The following is a 21,309-nucleotide window of genomic DNA, read 5'->3' on the forward strand; positions in this document are numbered from 1 at the left end:
GGCCGGCTGCAATTTAGGGTAGGGAAACGCCATGAGTCTTCGTATCAACGACATCGCACCGGATTTCACCGCCGAGACCACGCACGGGCCGGTCAGCTTCCATGAATGGATCGGCGAGGGCTGGGCGGTGCTTTTCAGCCATCCGAAGAACTTTACACCGGTCTGCACCACGGAGCTCGGCATGATGGCCGGGCTGGAAGGCGAGTTCAAGAAACGCAACGTCAAGATCATCGGCATTTCCGTCGATCCGGTCGCGAACCACGCCAAATGGCAGGAAGACATCAAGACGGCGACCGGCCATTTGGTGCAGTATCCGCTGATCGGCGACAAGGATCTCAAGGTCGCCAAGCTATACGACATGTTGCCGGCGGGTGCCGGCGAGACCTCGGAAGGCCGCACGCCCGCCGACAACGCGACGGTGCGTTCGGTCTACGTCATCGGTCCCGACAAGAAGATCAAGCTGGTCCTCACCTATCCGATGACGACCGGCCGCAACTTCGATGAAATATTGCGCGCCATCGATTCCATGCAGTTGACCGCCAAGCACCAGGTGGCGACGCCGGCGAACTGGAAGCAGGGCGAGGATGTCATCATCACCGCCGCCGTTTCGAATGAGGACGCTATCAAACGTTTCGGCGCTTACGAGACGATCCTGCCCTATCTCAGGAAGACCAAGCAGCCTTCTGGCTGACAAGGCGCTACGGAACAGTTTTTGGCTTTCTCGCTCTTGCGAGCCAAGTTGTGCTTGACTGACCCACCCGAGTGGAGAACCATGCTCCTCTCGGGTGCCGGCAGAGAAAATCATTCCTGCCGGGCGTTGGTTTGAGGAAGCCGAAATTGGACGTAGCTTTGGCCAGGCCACAGGTCAGCGGCTTCTATGACAAGCCGACGGGAGCCATCCAATATGTCGTCGCCGACCCGACGACGAAGCGGTGCGCCATCATCGACCCGATCCTCGATTTCGACGAAAAGTCCGGAGCAACAGGCACGAAGAGCGCCGACGCCTTGCTCGACTTCGTCAGGGAGCAGGGGCTGGGCGTCGAGTGGGTCCTCGACACCCATCCGCATGCCGACCATTTCTCGGCGGCGCACTATCTCAAACAGAAGACCGGAGCGCCAACGGCGATCGGCGACAGGATCGTCGACGTCCAGGCATTGTGGAAAGCGATCTACAACTGGCCAGATTTTCCCGCCGACGGTTCGCAATGGGACAGGCTGTTCGCCGATGGTGAAACCTTCCGGATCGGAACCCTTCCCGTCAGGGTGCTGTTCTCGCCAGGCCACACGCTGGCCTCGATCACCTATGTGATCGGCGATACCGCCTTCATCCACGACACGCTGTTCATGCCGGACAGCGGCTCGGCGCGAGCCGACTTTCCCGGCGGCAGCGCCGCGCGGCTGTGGCGCTCGATCCAGGACATTCTGGCACTGCCGGACGAGACGCGCCTGTTTGTCGGCCATGACTACCAGGCCGGCGGGCGCGAGGCGCGATGGGAAAGCACGGTCGCGGAGCAGAAGGCGGGGAATATCCACCTGGTTGCCGCGCACACCGAAGCCGATTTCGTCGGCTTGCGTGAGGCGCGCGACAAGACACTGCCGATGCCCCGGCTGATCCTGCACGCGCTGCAGGTCAACATGAACGGCGGCCGCCTGCCGGAACCGGAAGCCAATGGCCGGCGGTATCTGAAGTTTCCGCTGGATGGGCTGAGATAACAAAAAAGCGGCGCCAGTTTCCTGACGCCGCTTTGTGTTTCATTGCCGATGCCGGCTTAAGCCGCCGGTTGCGCCTCGATGGTGCGCAGGGCCTGCGTCTGGCGCTTGGCCGCGGCCTTGACCGCGTCCTGCACCTTCTCGAAGGCGCGCACCTCGATCTGGCGCACGCGCTCGCGGCTGATGTCGAACTCGGCCGACAGTTCCTCCAGCGTCAGCGGCTCCTCGGCGAGGCGACGCGCCTCGAAGATGCGCCGCTCACGATCGTTGAGCACCGCAAGAGCGCCGGACAGCATGCCGCGCCGGTTTTCCAGCTCGTCCTGCTCGATCAGCATCTCTTCCTGGCTTTCGTGGTCGTCGACCAGCCAGTCCTGCCATTCGCCAGATTCACCTTCGCTCGCCCGGATCGGGGCGTTGAGCGAGGCGTCGCCGGACAGGCGGCGGTTCATCGACACGACTTCGGCTTCAGAGACGTTCAGCCTTGTGGCGATCTCGGTGATCTGGTCGGGCTTCAAATCGCCGTCGTCGAGCGCCTGGATCTTGCCCTTCACCTTGCGCAGGTTGAAGAACAGACGCTTCTGGTTGGCGGTGGTGCCCATCTTGACCAGGCTCCACGAGCGCAGGATGTACTCCTGGATCGAGGCCTTGATCCACCACATGGCGTAGGTGGCGAGCCGGAAGCCACGCTCCGGTTCGAATTTCTTAACGGCCTGCATCAGGCCGACATTGCCTTCCGAGATCACCTCGCCGATCGGCAGGCCGTAGCCGCGATAGCCCATGGCGATCTTGGCGACGAGCCGAAGGTGGCTGGTGACGAGCTTGTGCGCAGCCGTGGTGTCCTCATGCTCGGCGTAGCGCTTGGCGAGCATGTACTCTTCCTGCGGCTGAAGCATCGGAAAGCGACGGATTTCTTCCAGGTAGCGGCTGAGGCCGCCTTCGCCGGAAACGATACTGGGTAGTGACTGGGCCATGATAGCGCCCCCTCTCTATTGGAGTGATGCCCCCGAAACGCGGCGGGCATGTGACGCGAGCACCAAAAGGCTCGCTCGCGACAACCGGAATATATAGGAACAAAACCAGAAAAGACAGGCATTTGTTCAACACGAAACAGTGTGTCACGCTGAAGTGAACAAGACCAGTCAGGTTTCTTGATGGCTAGCTTGAGGCTTGTTGATCTCAGGTTCTAAGCTTGCGGAAGCCGCCGACAAGTTCCTCCATGTCCCTTGGCATCGGCGCCTCGAACCTCATCGTTAAATGGGTGGTCGGGTGCCGGAATTCAAGAAGGCGGGCATGCAATGCCTGGCGTGAAAATGCCTTCACCAGTGTCTTGAGCGGCTCGGGCAGCCGGTTGGCCTTGGTGCGGAAGGCCTGGCCGTAATCGGGATCGCCGACGACGGGATGGCCGATATGGGCCATGTGGACGCGGATCTGATGGGTGCGGCCGGTCTCCAGCCGGCATTCGACCAGGCTGGCCGTGGCAAACTCCCGCTGCTGTTCGCCAAAGCGCTCGACCACCGTGAAATGGGTGACCGCGTGGCGGGCGTCGTCACGGCCTTGCGGCACCACGGCGCGGCGCACGCGGTCGGCGGCCCGGCCAAGTGGCGCGTCGACCGTTCCGGTCGGCCTTGGCGGTATGCCCCAGACCAGCGCCAGATAGGCGCGTTTGAGATCGCCGGTCAGGCCATGGTCGGCAAACGCCTCCGACAAGGCCTTGTGGGCGCGGTCGGTCTTGGCCACCACCATGACGCCGCTGGTTTCCTTGTCCAGGCGATGGACGATGCCCGGCCGCTTGACGCCGCCGATGCCGGAAAGGCTGTCGCCGCAATGGTGGATCAGCGCGTTGACCAGCGTGCCGGTCCAGTTGCCGGCGCCGGGATGCACGACCAGCCCCGCCGGCTTGTTGATGACGATCAGTTCGCTGTCCTCATAGAGGACGTCTAGTGCGATCGCCTCGCCTTGCGGTTCGGCCGGTTCCGGCTCCGGCATGTCGACCGAGACGCGGTCGCCGGCGGCCATCTTGCGCTTGGCCTCGTCGACCGGCTTGCCGCCGATGCTGACCGCGCCTTGCTTTATCAGCATCTGCACGCGGCTGCGCGACATGTCCGGGCCAAGCTTGCCCGCCAGCCATTGGTCGAGGCGCTGGCCAGCCGCGTCGGGACCGGCCACCTGCACCGTCGATCCGCCCTTCATGAATTGGTCCTCTATCAATTCGGGGGCCTCTTCGTTATGAGCGCTCATCGAAAATTGTTCCGGAATTCTTGCATGGCCAGGCCGCTTGCCGAGGAAGAAGAAGAAAAGCCGCTCGACCCCAAAGTCGAAAGCGTGCGGAGGAAACTCGTGCGCTTCATGGCCATCAATCTCGGCCTGCTCTTCCTCGCCCTTATGGTGGTGATCGCGGCGCTTGTCTACAAAGCGCGCAACGCACCGCCCGTCAGCCCGCTGCCGGCGGGCGACATCCAGGTGCCAGCAGGCGAGCCGCTGACCGGCGACATCGTGCTGCCGGTCGGCGCCAAGATCGTCAGCCAGTCGCTCTCCGGCAACCGCGTCTCCATCGATGCCGAGCTTGCCGATGGCAGCCGCGCGATCTTTGTCTATGACATTGCCGAGCGCCGTATCATCGGCCGCTTCGCAATCCGCAACAGATGACTTCGCCGCAATGAAGTTAGGCCCGAAACAATGACAGGCTTTGCCGAAGGCCGCCGCGTCGCGACGGTGGCGCTCGTGGTCAGGAATTATGACGAGGCGATTTCCTGGTACGTCGGCAGGCTAGGCTTTGTTCTTACCGAGGACGTCGATCTCGGTGGCGGCAAGCGTTGGGTCACGGTCGCGCCGGCGAACGGCCAGGGCGCGCGGCTGCTGTTGGCCGAGGCGGCGGACGAGGCGCAGGCAAGCCGCATCGGCAACCAGACCGGCGGCCGTGTCTTCCTGTTCCTCGAGACCGACGATTTTGCTCGCGATCACGCGACGATGCTGGAAAAGGGCGTCGAATTCCGCGAGGCGCCGCGCCATGAGCCCTACGGCACGGTGGCGGTTTTCGCCGATCTCCATGGCAATCTCTGGGACCTGATCCAGCCGAAACGATAGGCTCGCCGGCGACGGATTGCGGCCGCGGCGGGAGTGTCGCAAGCCCAGTTGCTTTTTCCCGGCGGTCAGCCTATATCGCCGGTTCTTGAACGCGCCCATCGTCTAGCGGTCAGGACACCGCCCTCTCACGGCGGGAACAGGGGTTCGATTCCCCTTGGGCGTACCAGGAACTCAACACATGCAGGGTTGTTTCTCCGCCGCCAAGCAATGCTAGGCCTCCATGACGGCCTTGAATTTCTTGGCAACGTCAATTGACCCTGCTTTCTTGGGGTGGAGTTCGTCCGTCCAGCGCCCTTTTACCGTATCGCGGACATCAACCACAGTTATGTGCTTCACTCGCCGTAGCGTGAGACAGAACGCATCGACCAGGTGTTTCATGATCTTGTCGATCAGAATCTTGTCGGTCCTGAGATTGTAACCCTTTTGAATCAACGGTTTCCCAAGCCAGATGCCGTCCGGGCGAGGTGTGGGGTAATCGTATGTGTTGACGAGCATCTTGGTCCGTTTTGCGCCAGAGATAGAACGGACGTCATCGGCGATTTCTTGATACCCGGAGCGCAACGTTTCGAGGCTCATTTGCAGCCATGGCATGTTGAGATGGCTTGTCGGATCGATTCCGTCTCCTTCCTCGCGCCACCGGAGCAGGTTCCGCAGCGCCCCGCCCCCAAGAAAATCGTTTCCGCCTGCCGACATTATGAAATAATCGAACGACTCCGAAGCTACATTCTGCCGGTAGTCTTTCTCGACGCGAATCTGTTGGAACGTATCACCGGGATAGGCTGTACCGGTTGCGTAGTAGCGGGGATCAGCTTCGATAATATCGAAAAATGTCTGGCTGTAACCGGCAACAGCCGACAACGGCCACAAGATGTTAACCCACGAATCGCCGTCGGAAGTGACTCTGATTTCACCTGCCTTTGCCAACTTGTCGGGAGCCGCGCGCCGCCGCCTCTCCAGAGGAGTGCGATAGACTTTTGGTCGCGTAACGAGGCGCCCCCGACTATCATAAACATCGTAGACCAGCGCGACAGCCGCATTGGGTTTTGGAAAGAGGGAACCTGTCTGTCTATTTGCGGTACTTGCAGGCTTCGTTTGAGATTTCGATCGTGACTTCGATGCTGAGTTTGCCATGCCCACCTCCCAAACAACAATTGAAGGCTATACGTTACACTGGCGGTAGTCCGTCACACCAGCGGCAACATAGACTGATACATTTCTTGTGTTCGCTAGAGAGCGACGGCCCATATTTCTCGATTCTGGAAAGGGTTTCGTCCCTCAAAGCGATCGCGGCCGACTTCATCGCTTCTGGCGCAAGACTGCGGATTGAATTAGCATCACATGATCAAAGCCTCCGGTCGCAACCCAAGAAAGGTGTGCGGAACACGAGGCGCAGGGGAACATCTCTGGCTGCGCATATCCAACATGCCAATCGGCGCGGCGGATTCGGACACGCCCGGCACAAAGGCGAAAATCCTCGGAGGAGAGGGCCAAATGCAGAAGCTGCAATCGCAGGGCGTCCATCACATCACGCTGGTCGGCGCCGGGCGTCAGACGTCGATCGATTTCTGGGAAGGCGTGCTTGGCATGCCTTTTGTCTTCGAGCAGCCCAATCTCGACAGGGCCAGCGAGAGCCATCTCTATTTCGATCCGGGCGACGGCCGGCTGATCACCATCTTCACCGATGAGAGCCGTGCGCCAGTGGCGCGGCGCACGCCGACCGACACGGGCTGCGTTCATCACATCGCCTTTGCCGTGTCGCGGGTCACCTTCCTGCAGGCGGTCGCCCGGCTCGACGAGCGCGCCATCAAGCACAGCGGCGTCAAGGATCGTGGCTTCATGGATTCGATCTATTTCGAGGATCCGCTCGGCCTTTTGATCGAGCTCGCCTCCTACCGCTTCGAGCCGCCGGCGGGTTTTACTCATGCCGACGTGCTGATGGAGGCGCACAAGCTGCGTGTCGCGCGCGGCGATTACAATATCGCCGAAGTGCATCTCGCCGACGCTATCCAGGCACTGGTCGAGCGCTCGCGCGCGACCTTGTCGGACGACCGGGCGCCGAAAAATCCATACTGACGACAACCAACCGAGGGAGGATCACAATGGCAAAGACGACAACGAAGAGCGCGAAGAAGCCGGCTGCCAAGGCGGCCGCGAAACCAGCGGCCAAGGCCGCGACAAAGCCTGCGGCCAAGGCGTCGAAGGCCGCCGCCAAGCCGGCAAAGAAGGCCGCCGCTAAGCCTGCTGCCAAGGTTTCCGCGAAGTCCACGCGGAAGGGCGTAGCGAAATCACCGAAAAAAAGCGGACTGAAGCTCAGCATGCTGAAGCCGAGCGTCAACAATATGAGCGTGCGGGTGTTCGCGCGCGCGGCCGGGCTCGACCATTTCGAGACCGACGTATGGGGCGTTACGCGCTCGCCCGAATTCATGGGGCGAAACCCGGCGCATCTGACGCCGATGATCGAGGACAAGGGCCTGCCGCGCGGCGTCCTGTGGGAGAGCTGCGCCATCATGCAGTATCTCGCCAACAAGCACGGGCTGGAGAAATTCTATCCCAAGGCGCCGGCCAAGCGGGCGATGATCGACAGCGCCATGTTCTATCTCATCGGCACGCTCTATCCCTATGTGGCGCGCGCCACCTATCCCGCGCTGAACTTCCCGCAATATGCCGGCGAGGTCGGGCACAGCGACGCCCACCCCGACAGGAAGTCGGAAGCCCAGAAAGCCGCCGCGGCCGCGATTGCCGAGCCGCTGGAGGTCTTTCATTCCTTCTTCAGGAACGGCAAGCCATTCATCGGCGGCAAGAACCCGTCGATCGCCGACATCCGGCTCGCGGCGACGCTCGAATTCCTGGCCGTCATCGACTACGCGCTGCCCGAATGGGCGAAGGAGTATATGGCGGCGATGGAGAAGAAGCTTGGCAAGGCCTATGCGGAACCGGCCGGCGACGTGCGCGGCTATGTCGCCTATGTGAAGTCGCAGGCCACGGCCTGAGCTGCATAGCTGGACGGCTTGAGATCAGGGGCTTGGTTTTAACGAGCCACTGACACTTTTTCTGTTGAGAGTACTCTGTCGCGCCCTCTGTCTGGCATCGCGCCGCCAGCAGATCGGCGTCGTTCATTTGGCTGATGGCAAGTGCGCGGCAAAGGTTAAGGTTTCGTTTACCAATACTGCTGTCTACTGGTGAGCAGTTCACCTCATGCCCGCGACCGCGGATGTACCGGCGCGGATGTCGAGGAGGAAAAAAGGTCGGCCACGCGCCGGCCTTTTTGTTTCAGCTTTATTTCATCGCCGGCAATGTCTTCACCTGCAATCGGGCAGATGCGCGAACCCGTTCAACACGTCTCAATGGTGACTGCGCCTCGCCTCGACATGCCGCGCCAGTTCCGGCGTCTCGAAGACATAATCGCTCCAGGCCGATTCCGGAATCTGGCCGGCCAGATAGCATTCGAGCAGCAGACCTTCCTCAGGGTTGAGAGGCCGCGGTGCGCGCTCATGATCCAGGCCCAGCGAGTGGAACAGATTCTTGGTGAGGTCCGAGACAGTGAAGTGGATCGACATCTTGCGTCTCCTTTGCCGCATCAACGTCGTAGTCAGGGCAAAGGTTTCAGTGAAATTGCCAGTAACGCCGGATTGATCAGGGAAGTTGCCGGCCAGGTTTAACGACCGCGCCGGCGTCGACGTCATGAATTGACGTGCGGTTCCGTTGTTGGCGCCAGGATTCGGGAATTGGAAATGCAAATTGATATACGGCGCCATGCATCTCCCCGTTAACAAGTAAATATCGACAAATTCAATCATAATTCTTGCGATAAACTTTTCTATAATATGACGTTTCAAGAAATATTCGATCTATACGTCATTTTTAAGATTCATGTTCCGATGAATTTTGATTGAGTTCCATGGCTGTTTTCGCAAGTCCAGTAATTCGCTTGACGCCATGATCGACGCCAAGGCGAATTCCGGTTCGGCCGTGCCGGTGTTGCTGCCGCTGCTTTCGTCTCAATCTTGAAACAAAAGTGTAATATCGAATTTACGAGAGCGCGTTTAATAGACTAGAGTTAAAATCTCTGGGAATCCTGGTATAGACAGATTAGATGAGTCTTATTTAGTCCAGTCTTATTCGAGATCAACAAGAATGCGATTCCGGGCTCTCGGCGGCAACAAGGCAAGGGTCCTCCAATGACACGCTTCTGGTCTAACGCTACGCTGGTGCTGGTGTTGGGAACGACATCTGCGCTCGGCGTCTCCTCTTCATATGCGGATACTTGCAGCGCGCTCAGGAGCCAAATGGTCTCGGCCGGTCGCGGCGCCGGGTCGGGCCCGCAGGTTGCCCAGTTGCGGCGGCAGCTTGTCGCAATCCAAAGGCTGGAGAAGCAACGCCGATGCTCGGCGAAAAGCTCGATGGTCGGGTTCTTCTTCAATCCCTGCGCCGATCTCGTCCAGAGCAAGGCGCAGGTGCAGCGCCAGATCGCGAGCGCGTCGAATTCGGGCAGGGATACATCCGGCCTGAGGGCGCGGTTCGTTGCCTTGGGCTGCGCGTCCTCACCAAAGACCCAGGAACGGCAGAAAGCGCAGCCGCAGCAACGTTCAGCACCCAAAACCGGATCCGACACGTACGCCGGCAGCCCGATGCTGTTTTGCGTGCGCCTTTCGGACGGATATTTCTTCCCCGCGCCAAAATCACAATTCGCCAAAAAGGACGATCTGAAAGAGACAGTCGATCAGTGCCGTTACATTTGCGACGATGTCGGCGTCGACCTCTACACGCTGAGCGATGTCAGCCGCGAGACCGAAGAGATGGTCGCGCTGGAAACGAAACAACCGTATGTGGAGCTTCCGACCGCTTTCAAATACCGCGACGATGCGAATTTCAAGGCGTGTGACGTCAAGCGCTACAACCAGCGGGTCGCCGAACTCAGGGCACGGACGGTAACCCCCGCCAACATGGCCAACGCCATCATTCCTCTGCCGACGGCAAAGCCGGATCTTGGCACCGTTGCGCAGATTCCCGAAGCTAGCGTCCCCGATGCCAAGGTCTCGGAGGCCAAGGGTGCCGCCCAGCATCAGTCGATCGAAAAAGTGGACGGCACACGACCGGTAAGGGTGGTCGGGCCGGCTTTCTTTCCCGAAGATTGATTTTTTCCCTGAATTGAGGGCCTAGAATTGACGGCCAAGACTGGCAGAACCCCAGCATCCAGCCGGTCGCCGCTTCGGCTGCACCCGGCCGTTGACCCGATTGCCGCCTGGAACGCATTGGCCGGTCGCCGCGTTACCTCCCAAGCAAATCGGGGAGCAGTGGCCATGGTCACATTCAGGGAAATGAAGGTACAGGAGATCGTCGAAGACGAGACCCTGACCACCGAAGAGAAAATCGCAAGGCTTCGAGAGATCGAATCCGAAGCGCGGGGCTTGCAGCGCGCGGCTTCGGAAAGCCCGATGGGCGACGACGATGGCTGGCAGGACGAACTGCGCCAAGTCCGTATTGCACTGGACAAGCTCGGCGCGAAGGAACCCAGGAAGGGCGCAGCGTCGTTGTAGCGTCGCCCTCCGGCCTCGCAGTTGAACGCGCGGCAGATCGTTATTCGCAGACCATACGGACGCGCCTGCCCGGCTCGCTGACATTCCTGCAGGCGAGCGGCTTTGCCGGCCCGGTCGACAGGATGGACGGATTGCCGGGCGCTCTCCTCACGCGCCTCGCGGGCGTTGCGGGGGTGCTGCGGCGGGCCAGCGACTGTCTTGGCATTTGCGGCGCCACTGGAAAGACGTCGCTTTCCAGTGGCAACGGATCGGCTTGTACATGCCGCGGGGGTCTGTCCCAAACGCGCCGGACATCGATCGGCCTGGGAATGACCACGGTGCCGTCGTAACTGCGCGCGCATCCGCCCCCGAACAACAGCATCGGGCACAGGAAAAGTGGCAAGATCCGTCCCAACATCAGTAACACCCTTGCAGAATTTATAGCGCGGCTTCGGCGCCGGCGACAACAGGCAGATCAGCGCAGGCTAATGCTGGCCGGCGATCCTTTAAGGTTAGCGCAACGTTAATGCTTCTCAGGCACATTCCGCCGACGAGCCGTGGGGGAAGGTTCGGCCTTGATCTTCGGGTTGGAACAGCATGGCGGAAGTGGAGGGACCAGTACGCGGCAAACGCAAGCCTCGCAAGACGGCGACGCGTGGCAGCAGTGCGCCGTCGTCGGGGGAGCACAAGGATTCGGCGAAAGCGCTTCGCGAACTGGTCGAGGCTGACTGGATCTGGGAGACTGACGCCGAGCTGCGCTTCTCCTGGCTTTCAGAAAGCTTTCAGACGGCCACCGGCATCGATCCGGCGAGCGTTCTCGGCCGCTTCTGCTTCAACTTCCTCGAACAGGTCCTGGTCGGCAACCGAAATGCCGCGAACCACCTGGAGGATTTGCGGGCACATCGGCCGTTTCGTGATTTCGTCTTTGAGCTGAAGCGTGGCCGGGCGGATTGCCGTTGGGTTTGCATCAGCGCCTTTCCACGTTTCGACAGCGAGAAGAAATTTACCGGCTATCGCGGCATCGGCCGCAATGTCACAGCGCTCGCCGCTGCGTTTGAGGAACTGAGGCGGACGCGAGAGCAAAGCGTTGCGTCGACAGACGGTGAGACCGAACAGATCCTGTCCGACGTGGCGCGCACGGTAGCCACCGTGCTCATGGATGACGGACCCTATACGCTCGCCCCCAGCCAAGCTCATCCGGGGGGCTCCGGAACGTCCGAAAGCGAGGCGGTGGCCGAACCCTTTGCCACCCTTCGCATCATGGTCGATTCGATGCCGATCGGCATTGTCCTCCTCGACGCTGAACTGCGCGTGGAAATGATCAACCGGGCTTTTTACGAACTCTGGAAGGTCGACCCCCGGCGCGCCGGTGTCGGAAGCTCGTTTCGCAATGTCATGGAGGCCAGCCGGAATGTCGATCCCAATGGTTCCGATGAAGAGGCCTGGCAGAAGCACATTGCCGGGCGCGAGACGGAAATCAGGGCGGGCATGGCGGGGTCGCGGCAATTGCCGCGCACTGACGGCCGGACGCTGGTCTCCTCGATAGCCTCGCTTGCCGACGGCAGGCGGCTGATTTCCTATGTCGATGTCACCGACATCAAGGACCGCGAGGCGGAACTCGCCGAGGCGCTGGAAAAGTCCCGGCTGGCCGAGGCGGTGATCAACAACGTCAAGGACCCGATCTTCGTCAAGGACGACAATCTGCGCTTCGTCTTCGTCAATGAGGCGTTCGCCGCGCTGTACGGACAGCGCCCGCCAGCCATGCTCGGCAAGCGCGGCGCCGACTTCGCCAAGCCGGATGCCGCCGCTGGCTTCGAAGAAAGCGAAAAACAGGTCCTGGCGAGCGGCCAGATCTACGAGGTGGCGGAAGACTTCGCCTCTTCCGGCATGGGCAGATCCCGCATCGTCAGGAAGAACCGCGTCTCGATGGCGAGCGGCCGCAACTATGTTGCAGGCTTCATCTTCGACATTTCCGACATGAAGCGGCGCGAGACCGAAGCCGAAGACGCGCGCAGGCAACTCGCAACGGTGCTGGATTCGCTGCCGGCCGCCGTCATCATCTATGACCGAGACGACAAGTTCGTCTTTGCCAACCGCGCGCTGCGGGACACGCTGCCTCTGCTGAAGCCCGCCTGGCAGCCCGGCTGCACCTTCCGCGAGGCGCTGGCGCTCGGTCATTCGACGGGCTATTTCCGCCTCAGCGGCGATCCCGAACTCGACAAGCTCTATGACAGCGATCCGGACCGCTGGCTCGACGGGATATTGGCACGCTACCATCTGCCCAGCGCGTCCTTTGAACGCCTCAATCCCGACGGCCGCTGGTATCAGGTCCTCGACATGAGGACCGATGACGGCACGTTTATCGGCCTGCGCGTCGACATCTCCGAGATCAAGAGCCGCGAAAAGGCGCTGCATGACAGCATGCGCCAGATCGAGCTGTTCGGGCACGTGCTGGACGAACTGCCGGTCGCTGCGTTCATCAAGGCAGAGAATCTGAGCATCGAGTTCGTCAACAAGGCCTGGTGCGCCATGACCGGCATTCCCAAGGAGGATGTCATCGGTCGAACCGACTCCCAGCTCTTCGGAGCCGCGGATGCCGAAAACTACAATCGCGACGATACCGAGGTCGTCGTCACCGGCAGTTTCAAGGAGATCGAGGAGCCCGTCGCCCATCGTGATGGGTCGGTCAGGCAAATGATGACGCGCAAGAACCGTCTGGTGGCATTGGACGGGTCAGTGCATGTGGTCGGCTCCAGCACCGATATCACTGACGTCAAGGCGCGGGAACAAGCGCTGGAACAAAGCATGCGCGAGAATGAGGTGTTCCGCAGCCTCATCGACAATGTGCCGGTGTCGATCTACGCCAAGCGCTCCGACCTCAGGCTGTTCTACGTCAACAAGCGCTGGTGCGATCTCACCGGCTTCGGGATGGAAGAGGCGATCGGCAAGACCGACGTCGAGATTTTCGGGGCGGACGGCGAAGCCTTCATGAAAGGCGATCTCGCGGTGCTGCGCAGCGGCGAGACGCAGGAGATCGAGGAGACCATAACGCTGGCCGATGGCCACCTCCGCCAGCAATTGGCCCGCAAGAGCGCGCTGATCGCGTCGGACGGCTCGCTCTACGTGATTGGCTCGACCATCGACATCACCGAGCGGAACCAGCGCGAGGCCGAACTGCGCGAGGCAAGGCAGCGGGCGGTGCTCGCCGACCGCGCCAAGTCGGAATTCCTGGCCAATATGAGCCACGAGATCCGCACGCCGATGAATGGCGTGCTCGGCATGGCCGAGTTGCTGGCCAAATCCAATCTCGACCCGAAGCAGACGATCTTCACCGATATCATCGTGAAATCGGGGAACGCGCTGCTCACCATCATCAACGACATCCTGGATTTCTCCAAGATCGATGCCGGCCAGCTCGTGCTCGACCCGGCGCCCTTCAACCTTCGCGAGGCGATCGAGGACGTCGCCACGCTCGTATCTGCACGCGCCAAGGAGAAGGACCTCGAGCTCATCGTGCGCGTCGAGCCCGGCCTTGAGAGCCTGTTCCTCGGCGATGCCGGCCGCATCAGGCAGATCGTCACCAACCTGCTCGGCAATGCGGTGAAGTTCACCGACGAAGGCCATGTGCTGGTCGATGTCACTGGCGAAAGGGCGGCGGCGGGAACCAGGCTCACCATCTCGGTGACCGATACCGGCATTGGCATTCCGACGGACAAGCTGAAATTCGTCTTCGAGAAGTTCAGCCAGGTCGATACCTCGTCGACGAGACGGCACGAAGGCACCGGGCTTGGCCTTGCCATCACCTCGCGGCTCGTCGACCTCATGGGAGGCGAGATCGGCGTCGACAGCGCCGAGGGCAAGGGCTCCACCTTCTGGTTTACAGTGACATTGCCCGTAGCCGAGAACCAAACCGGGCAGCGCGTCATGCCGGTCGACGTGACCGGCGCGCGGGTGTTGATCGTCGACGACAATGCCGTCAACCGGTCGATCCTGACAGAGCAGATGATTTCATGGGGTTTTGATTCGTGTGCGGCGGAAAGCGGCGACCTGGGACTTGACGTGCTCGTCACTGCCGCCGCCTATGGCGTACCGGTCGACTGCGTCGTGCTCGACTATCAGATGCCGGAGATGAATGGCGCCGAAGTGGCGCGGATCATGCGCAATACTGCCGGCCTCGCCGAGACGCCGATCGTCATGCTGACATCCGTCGACCAGTCGCTGGCCAACACCAGCCTTCATGATCTCGGCATCGACGCCCAACTCATCAAGCCGGCGCGCAGCTCGGTGCTGCTGGAAACGCTGGTCGCCACCATTCAGCGCCGCCGCCATATCCTGACCGGCGCCGGCGCGCAGGCGGCCGGTTCGGTAAACGACATGTCGCAGTCATCGCCGAAGCAATCGCCCGCCGCGGCGTCGAGCGCGTCCGAACAAGCGCTGCTTGAGCCGCCGCCGGTTCGCCTCCGCGCGTCTGTGGACGCCGGGCATCGGCTGGACATACTCGTTGCCGAGGACAATGAGGTGAACCAACTGGTCTTCACCCAGATCCTCGGAGAAACCGGCTACCGCTTCGAGATCGTCGACAATGGCCGCAAGGCGCTTGACGCCGTCGACAGGCTCGATCCGCGCATGATCCTGATGGATGTGTCGATGCCTGAGATGAACGGCCTCGAAGCGACCGCCGCGATTCGCCGGCTGGAGGAAGAGAGCGGCAGGCATGTCCCGATCGTCGGCGTCACCGCGCACGCGCTGAAGGATGATCGCGAGCGATGCCTGGAGGCCGGCATGGACGATTATCTGCCCAAGCCCATCAGCCCGAGGGCCCTGCTCGAAAAGGTCGAGCGCTGGCTCGATGCCGACGGCGTGGTCCAGCGCAACGCGGGATAGAGAACCTTCGGTTCTGTCATGCGCAAGTTCGCGAAGACTGTCACGAAATCAGCCGAGATTCGGGTGATGCCTGACGGGCAAGACTATGGTGCGATCGCACCATATCAAAGCGCGCGCCCAGCCGGAACAATGAGCGCATTCGAGTTCCGCCCCTCCAGTTACGGGCGGGAGCAGCGACCGCCGGCAAGAGACAGCGTCAATTCTACCCCAACGGACCCTGTTTCGGCGATGGCGCGGGCCATGACATCCTCTGGCCGTACGCAACGCGCTCCCGCCCGGATTTTCTTTTTGACTAGACCGTTCGGCCGGCGGGCGGTGGGAAATCGTGCAAGCCGCTGATTCCAGCGGTAAACATGGCCTTGCCGGCGAGAGTTCGCGATCAGTCCTTTCGACATGGCTGTGCGGCGTTACCGGTGTGACATGAAACTGTCATGCGACTGTAATAATCGGAGGCTATTGGCCTCAGCGGGCGCCGAAAAAATGGCGTCGAGAGATCATCATCCGAACAGGAGCAGGCCATGAGACATTTCATCCGCTCGACGGCCGTTGCTATTGCAATGGCTGCGGCGTCCACCCTCACACTGTCCGCCGCGTTCGCCGCGGACCTCTCCGGCGCCGGCGCCACCTTCCCTTATCCGATCTATGCGAAGTGGGCTGATGCCTACAAGAAAGACACCGGCGTCGGCCTTAACTACCAGTCGATCGGTTCCGGCGGCGGCATCAAGCAGATCAAAGCCAAGACCGTGACCTTCGGCGCTTCGGATGCGCCTCTGAAGGGCGAAGATCTGGAATCGGTCGGACTCGTCCAGTTCCCAATGGTGATGGGCGGCATCGTTCCCGTCGTCAACCTGGAAGGCATCAAGCCGGGCGAACTCGTTCTCGACGGAACGACGTTGGCCGACATCTTCCTCGGCAAGATCACGCAGTGGGACGACGATGCGATCAAGAAGCTCAATCCCGATGCGAAGCTGCCTTCGCAGGCGATCGCGGTGGTGCACCGTTCCGACGGCTCGGGCACCACGTTCAACTTTGCCTACTATCTCGCCGACGTCAACGCCGATTGGAAGGCCAATGTCGGCGTCAACACGGCACTTGAGTGGCCGGTGGGCATCGGCGCCAAGGGCAATGAGGGCGTTGCCAACAACGTCGCGCAGACCGGTGGTGCGATTGGCTATGTCGAATACGCCTATGCCAAGCAAAACAAGCTCACCTACACCGACATGATCAACAAGGATGGCAAGAAGGTCGAACCGACATCGGCCGCTTTCCAGGCCGCTGCGGCCAATGCCGACTGGAGTTCGCAGCCGGGCTTTGGCGTGATCCTCGCCAACCAGCCGGGCGCCGAATCCTGGCCGATGACGGCGGCGACGTGGATCCTCCTATACAAGAAGCCCGACGATGCCGCAGCCACTGGCGAAGCGCTCAAGTTCTTCGCCTGGTCCTACGCCAAGGGCGACGATATGGCCAGTGAACTGGACTACGTCCCGATGCCTGACAACGTGGTCAAGAGCATCGAGGAAACGTGGGCCAAGGAAGTCGTCGGCAGCGATGGCAAGCCGCTCTATTCCGCCATGTAATTTCCTCTGCGGGAGGGCCCTTTTCGGTGCCCTCCCGTTCCTTTCCAACGCGAGGGGTAAATGACTGTCGTTTCTGAAGCCATGCCACCGTCAGCCGCCATGAAGATCAGGGAAGCGACGGTGCGGCGCTTCGCCCTCACGGATACCATCTTCCGGACGGCCACGCGCTTTTCAGCCATCCTCGTTCTGCTTATTCTCGGTGGCGTTGCCGTCTCGCTGTTCGCCGGCTCATGGCAGGCGCTGTCGACCTTCGGTTTCTCCTTCCTCACGACCGAGTCCTGGAATCCGGTCACCGAGAAATTCGGCGCGCTCGCGCCGATCTATGGCACCATCATCACTTCCGCTATCGCCATCCTGATCGCAGTCCCGATCGGCATCGGCATCGCAGTTTTCCTCACCGAACTGTGCCCGCGCCCACTCAGGCGCCCCATCGGCATTGCCGTCGAACTGCTCGCGGGCATTCCCAGTATCATCTACGGTATCTGGGGTCTGTTCGTCTTCGCGCCCTTCCTGCAGACCACTGTGCAACCTTTCGTCATCGACCTGTTCAAGGGTATTCCGGGACTGAGCAATCTTTTTGCCGGCCCGCCCTATGGTATCGGCATGCTGACCTCGGCGCTCATCCTCGCCATCATGGTTCTGCCCTTCATCACCTCGATCAGCAAGGACGTCTTCGATACGGTCCCCTCGGTGCTGAAGGAATCGGCCTATGGCATCGGCTGCACGACCTGGGAAGTGACCCGCCGGGTGGTCATCCCCTATACCCGTGTCGGCATCATGGGCGGCGTCATGCTGGGGCTTGGCCGCGCGCTCGGCGAAACGATGGCGGTGACTTTCGTCATCGGCAACGCCCACCGCATCAGCGCCTCGCTGTTCGCGCCGGGCACGACGATTTCGGCAACCATCGCCAATGAATTCACCGAGGCCGATGGCGAACTCTACACCTCTTCGCTGGTGGCGCTCGGCCTGATCCTGTTCGTCATCACCCTCGTGATCCTAGCCATCGCCCGCTATATGCTGATGCGGATCGACGCCCGCACGGGAGCCTGACCGATGTCGACAGCTGAATCGCTTCACCAAAGCCGCAAGCGCAAGAATGCCGTGATGATGACGCTGTGCGTCGCCGCGGCCGGTATCGGGCTTGCATGGCTGGCGCTGATTCTCGGCGCACTCCTCTACAAGGGCGTCTCGGGCCTTTCGCTTTCGGTGTTCACTGAAATGACGCCGCCGCCCGGCGAAGCCGGCGGCCTGCTCAACGCCATTGCCGGAAGTCTAATAATGACGATTATCGCGGTCGTTGTCGGCACGCCGATCGGTGTGTTGGCCGGCACCTACATGGCCGAGTACGGGCGTTTTTCAAAACTCACCACGATTGTTCGCTTTATCAATGATATCCTGCTTTCGGCGCCGTCGATCATCGTTGGCCTGTTCGTCTACGAACTGCTTGTACGACCGATGGGCCATTTCTCGGCAATCGCTGGCGCCTTCGCGCTGGCCATTCTGGTCATTCCCGTCGTCGTTCGCACCACCGAGGACATGCTGACGCTGGTGCCGAACTCATTGCGCGAGGCCGGCACCGCGATCGGTGCGCCGCGATGGATCGTGATCAAGTCGGTCGCTTACCGCGCCGCGCTTTCGGGCATCGTCACCGGCATATTGTTGGCCATCGCCCGCATCTCCGGCGAAACAGCGCCGCTTTTGTTTACCGCGTTGAACAACCAGTTCTGGAGCGGCAACCTCAACGCGCCGATGGCCAGCCTGCCGGTAACCATCTTCCAGTTCGCCCTCAGCCCGTACGAGGAATGGCAGCAACTGGCGTGGACCGGTGCACTCATAATCACCTTGACCGTGCTTGGGCTGAGCATCTTCGCCCGAAGCCTTACCGGACGCAGAGAGGACAGATGAAACCGATGTTGTCCACCGATTTGAACATGGCCGAGTCGGTCACCGAGAAGACGAAGATCGAGGTCAAGAACCTCAACTTCTATTACGGCGAGAGCAAAGCGCTGAAGGATATCAGCCTGTCGTTGCGCGAGCGCAGCGTCACCGCCTTCATCGGGCCTTCGGGCTGCGGGAAGTCGACGCTGCTGCGCGTCTTCAATCGCATCTACGAACTCTACCCGAAGCAGCGCGCCGAGGGACAGGTGCTGCTCGATGGCAAGAATATTCTTGACCGTTCGCAGGATCTCAACCTGTTGCGCACCAAGATCGGCATGGTGTTCCAGAAGCCGACGCCGTTTCCGATGTCTATCTATGAGAATATCGCCTTCGGCGTCAGGCTCTACGAAAAGCTCGGCAAGGGCGAGATGGACGGCCGTGTCGAACAGGCATTGAAGCGCGCCGCGCTGTGGACCGAGGTCAAGGACAAGCTCAACGCCAGCGGCCTCAGCCTCTCCGGCGGCCAGCAGCAGAGGCTCTGCATCGCCCGCACCGTAGCGGTGAAGCCGGAGGTAATCCTGCTCGACGAGCCGGCTTCGGCGCTCGATCCGCTGTCGACGGCCAAGATCGAGGAACTGATCGACGAGTTGCAAGCCGATTACACAATCGTCATCGTCACCCACAACATGCAGCAGGCCGCCCGCGTCTCCAAGCAGACGGCCTTCATGTATCTCGGCGAATTGGTAGAGTTCGACGCCACGGAGAAGATCTTCACGTCGCCCCGTGAGAAGCGCACCCAGGACTACATCACCGGCCGTTTCGGCTGAGCGTTCCGACAACGCATAGAAGGGCAAGATCATGGGCGAACATACAGTCGCGTCTTTCGATGAGGATCTGGAGCAGATCAGCAAGCTGATCAGCGATATGGGCGATCTCGCCGGCTCGATGGTCGGCGGCGCCACCAAGGCTTTGCTCAATTCCGACAATGCGCTGGCGCAGCGCGTGGTTTCCGACGACGTCATCATGGATGCGCGCCAGCGCGAGCTGGACGATCGCGCCATCACGCTCATCGCCAAGCGCCAGCCGATGGCCAATGATCTGCGGGCGGTGGTCGGATCGATCCGCATGGCCGGCGACCTCGAGCGCATCGGCGACCTTGCCAAGAACATCGCCAAGCGCGTCGGCACGGTTGGCCTCAGTGTCACGCCGCGCGACCTGTCGCACTCCATCGACGCGATGGCGCAGCTGGTGCTGATCCAGGTGCAAGGCGTGATCGAGGAATATGCCGCAAGGGACGCGGCGGCACTCGCCAAACTCAGAAACGAAGACGAGCGGATCGACGTCAAATACACCTCGGTGTTCCGCGAGCTCTTGACCTACATGATGGAGGATCCGCGCAACATCACCGCCTGCACGCATCTCCTGTTTTGCGCCAAGAATCTCGAGCGCATCGGCGACCACGTCACCAACATCGCCGAGAACGCCTACTACGTGCTGACCGGCTCGCAACTGCCCGCCAATCGTCCGAAGCAGGACGAGACGGCGATGTCGGCGCCGGCGGCATGACAGGGGCGACCGGTTAATGATCGCGCCACGCATCATGGTGGTGGAGGACGAGGAGCCGCTGGGGGTACTGCTCCGCTACAACCTCGAATCCGAAGGCTACCAGGTCGAGGTGGTGACGCGCGGCGACGAAGCCGAGATCCGGCTGCAGGAGAACGTGCCCGATCTCCTGGTGCTCGACTGGATGGTGCCGGCGGTTTCGGGCATCGAGCTCTGTCGGCGCCTTCGGATGCGTCCGGAAACCGAGCGGCTGCCGATCATCATGCTGACCGCGCGCGGCGAGGAGAGCGACCGCGTGCGCGGCCTTTCCACCGGCGCCGACGACTATCTGGTCAAGCCGTTCTCGACGCCGGAATTCATGGCGAGGGTCAAGGCGCTGCTGCGCCGCGCCAAGCCGGAAGTCCTGTCCAGCGTGCTGAAGGTTGGCGACATCGTGCTCGACCGTGAATCGCACCGGGTCTATCGCAAGAAGAGCGAGATCCGGCTCGGACCGACCGAATTCCGCCTTCTCGAATTCATGATGCGGCACCCTGGCCGTGTCTTCTCGCGCAGCCAGTTGCTCGACAATGTCTGGGGCGAGACGATCTACATCGACGAGCGCACGGTCGACGTGCATGTCGGACGATTGCGCAAGGCGGTCAACAATGGCCGCATGCCCGATGTCATCCGCACCATCCGCGGCGCCGGCTACGCGATCAGGGAAGATTAGAGCGCCGCTACCGAGTTCAGGCCACGTCCTTCTTTCCGGCCTTCACCTGGATGCCCGGCGCGAAAATCTCCTGGTCGACGAAACTCAGCGCCCGCATGGCGCACCCTTCGCGGATCAGCGGCAACTCATTCGGCTCGGTGTCGAAGGAGATCGATTCCGAATGCTGACCGCCGGCAGTCTGGGCGATGGCCTCGCGCAGCGACGGCTCGATCAGATCGAAGGCGCCGGCGCTGACGCCGACCATGGCGACCGGCGCCGGATCGATCAGCGCGAACAGGCTGCCGAGGCCGAAGCCGAGCGCTTCGCCGGCCTTGCGATAGGCTTCCCGCTCCGGCCCGTCCGCCTCGCGCGCCCGGGTGGCCAGTGCCCGCATGTCGGCGTCGCTGAC

At 61.4% G+C, this 21,309-nt stretch carries 19 protein-coding genes, 1 tRNA gene and 1 pseudogene; 16 read left to right on the forward strand and 5 right to left on the reverse strand.

The genetic code is table 11. The features are described from left to right. Positions 1-31: 31 nt before the first annotated feature. Both C9427_RS18605 and C9427_RS18610 read left to right on the forward strand, forming a co-directional pair. Positions 32-691: a peroxiredoxin gene (locus C9427_RS18605; protein WP_107650571.1), complete on the forward strand. Its 660-nt coding sequence runs from the start codon at positions 32-34 to the stop codon at positions 689-691. A 146-nt stretch (positions 692-837) separates the two neighbouring features. Continuing rightward, the gene (locus C9427_RS18610; RefSeq protein WP_107650572.1) at positions 838-1,713 is read left to right on the forward strand and encodes an MBL fold metallo-hydrolase; all 876 of its coding nucleotides are present in this window, start codon (positions 838-840) and stop codon (positions 1,711-1,713) included. Positions 1,714-1,769: 56 nt separating this feature from the next. On the opposite strand, the gene rpoH is transcribed toward C9427_RS18610, so the two are convergent. Together rpoH and C9427_RS18620 are read right to left on the reverse strand one after the other, a co-directional pair. Then, complete coding sequence (gene rpoH / locus C9427_RS18615) at positions 1,770-2,681, reverse strand: RNA polymerase sigma factor RpoH (protein WP_107650573.1); 912 nt, start codon at positions 2,679-2,681, stop codon at positions 1,770-1,772. A 205-nt stretch (positions 2,682-2,886) separates the two neighbouring features. Continuing rightward, on the reverse strand, positions 2,887-3,948 hold the full coding sequence (locus C9427_RS18620) for an RluA family pseudouridine synthase (protein WP_107650574.1): 1,062 nt from the start codon (positions 3,946-3,948) through the stop codon (positions 2,887-2,889). 24 nt (positions 3,949-3,972) lie between these two features. Here C9427_RS18620 and C9427_RS18625 point away from each other — a divergent pair, with 24 nt between their 5' ends. The 3 genes from C9427_RS18625 to C9427_RS18635 all read left to right on the forward strand — a co-directional run bounded on the left by C9427_RS18625 (position 3,973) and on the right by C9427_RS18635 (position 4,960). Further along, entirely contained in the window at positions 3,973-4,356 is a 384-nt protein-coding gene (locus tag C9427_RS18625; RefSeq protein ID WP_107650575.1) for a fimbrial protein, read from the forward strand. Positions 4,357-4,386: 30 nt separating this feature from the next. Next, positions 4,387-4,794: a VOC family protein gene (locus C9427_RS18630; RefSeq protein WP_107650576.1), complete on the forward strand. Its 408-nt coding sequence runs from the start codon at positions 4,387-4,389 to the stop codon at positions 4,792-4,794. Positions 4,795-4,885: 91 nt separating this feature from the next. Then, positions 4,886-4,960, forward strand: a tRNA-Glu gene (locus tag C9427_RS18635). 44 nt (positions 4,961-5,004) lie between these two features. Here the strand turns inward: C9427_RS18635 and C9427_RS18640 are convergent. Next, entirely contained in the window at positions 5,005-5,925 is a 921-nt protein-coding gene (locus C9427_RS18640) for a hypothetical protein (RefSeq protein ID WP_146172557.1), read from the reverse strand. Positions 5,926-6,285: 360 nt separating this feature from the next. On the opposite strand from C9427_RS18640, the gene C9427_RS18645 reads away from it, so the two are divergent. Then, positions 6,286-6,867: a VOC family protein gene (locus C9427_RS18645; RefSeq protein ID WP_107650602.1), complete on the forward strand. Its 582-nt coding sequence runs from the start codon at positions 6,286-6,288 to the stop codon at positions 6,865-6,867. A gap of 26 nt (positions 6,868-6,893) precedes the next feature. Continuing rightward, positions 6,894-7,784: a glutathione S-transferase family protein gene (locus C9427_RS18650; protein WP_107650578.1), complete on the forward strand. Its 891-nt coding sequence runs from the start codon at positions 6,894-6,896 to the stop codon at positions 7,782-7,784. A gap of 351 nt (positions 7,785-8,135) precedes the next feature. Here C9427_RS18650 and C9427_RS18655 read toward each other — a convergent pair whose 3' ends face one another. Continuing rightward, positions 8,136-8,351 (reverse strand): hypothetical protein, encoded by a 216-nt coding sequence (locus tag C9427_RS18655; protein ID WP_107650603.1) that lies wholly within the window; start codon positions 8,349-8,351, stop codon positions 8,136-8,138. Positions 8,352-9,080: 729 nt separating this feature from the next. Between C9427_RS18655 and C9427_RS18660 the strand changes: the two genes are divergently transcribed. From C9427_RS18660 to phoB, 9 genes are all read left to right on the forward strand, one after another. Next, a complete protein-coding gene (locus C9427_RS18660; RefSeq protein WP_245437101.1) occupies positions 9,081-9,929 on the forward strand; it encodes a DUF2865 domain-containing protein in 849 nt (282 codons plus the stop codon). Between the two features lie 165 nt (positions 9,930-10,094). Beyond that, complete coding sequence (locus C9427_RS18665) at positions 10,095-10,331, forward strand: hypothetical protein (RefSeq protein ID WP_107650580.1); 237 nt, start codon at positions 10,095-10,097, stop codon at positions 10,329-10,331. Positions 10,332-10,907: 576 nt separating this feature from the next. Then, positions 10,908-15,194: a PAS domain-containing protein gene (locus C9427_RS18675; RefSeq protein ID WP_107650582.1), complete on the forward strand. Its 4,287-nt coding sequence runs from the start codon at positions 10,908-10,910 to the stop codon at positions 15,192-15,194. A gap of 518 nt (positions 15,195-15,712) precedes the next feature. Next, the gene (pstS, locus tag C9427_RS18680) at positions 15,713-16,771 is read left to right on the forward strand and encodes a phosphate ABC transporter substrate-binding protein PstS (protein WP_107650583.1); all 1,059 of its coding nucleotides are present in this window, start codon (positions 15,713-15,715) and stop codon (positions 16,769-16,771) included. A gap of 60 nt (positions 16,772-16,831) precedes the next feature. Beyond that, positions 16,832-17,821: a phosphate ABC transporter permease subunit PstC gene (gene pstC / locus C9427_RS18685; RefSeq protein WP_107650584.1), complete on the forward strand. Its 990-nt coding sequence runs from the start codon at positions 16,832-16,834 to the stop codon at positions 17,819-17,821. Positions 17,822-17,824: 3 nt separating this feature from the next. Next, positions 17,825-18,676, forward strand: a complete 852-nt coding sequence (gene pstA, locus C9427_RS18690; RefSeq protein WP_107650585.1) for a phosphate ABC transporter permease PstA — start codon at positions 17,825-17,827, stop codon at positions 18,674-18,676. Continuing rightward, positions 18,673-19,476: a phosphate ABC transporter ATP-binding protein PstB gene (pstB, locus tag C9427_RS18695; protein WP_097572054.1), complete on the forward strand. Its 804-nt coding sequence runs from the start codon at positions 18,673-18,675 to the stop codon at positions 19,474-19,476. Before pstA ends, pstB begins: the two co-directional genes overlap by 4 nt. Before the next feature lie 31 nt (positions 19,477-19,507). Further along, positions 19,508-20,215 carry a phosphate signaling complex protein PhoU gene (phoU, locus tag C9427_RS18700; protein WP_097572055.1) on the forward strand — a complete coding sequence of 236 codons (708 nt, stop codon included), beginning with the start codon at positions 19,508-19,510 and terminating at the stop codon, positions 20,213-20,215. 16 nt (positions 20,216-20,231) lie between these two features. After that, positions 20,232-20,921, forward strand: a complete 690-nt coding sequence (gene phoB, locus C9427_RS18705; RefSeq protein ID WP_010911896.1) for a phosphate regulon transcriptional regulator PhoB — start codon at positions 20,232-20,234, stop codon at positions 20,919-20,921. A 16-nt stretch (positions 20,922-20,937) separates the two neighbouring features. Here phoB and C9427_RS18710 read toward each other — a convergent pair. Further along, a pseudogene (locus C9427_RS18710) lies at positions 20,938-21,309 on the reverse strand (ROK family protein); the annotation flags it as partial.

The organism is Mesorhizobium helmanticense, assembly GCF_003034915.1.
GTDB lineage: Bacteria > Pseudomonadota > Alphaproteobacteria > Rhizobiales > Rhizobiaceae > Mesorhizobium > Mesorhizobium helmanticense.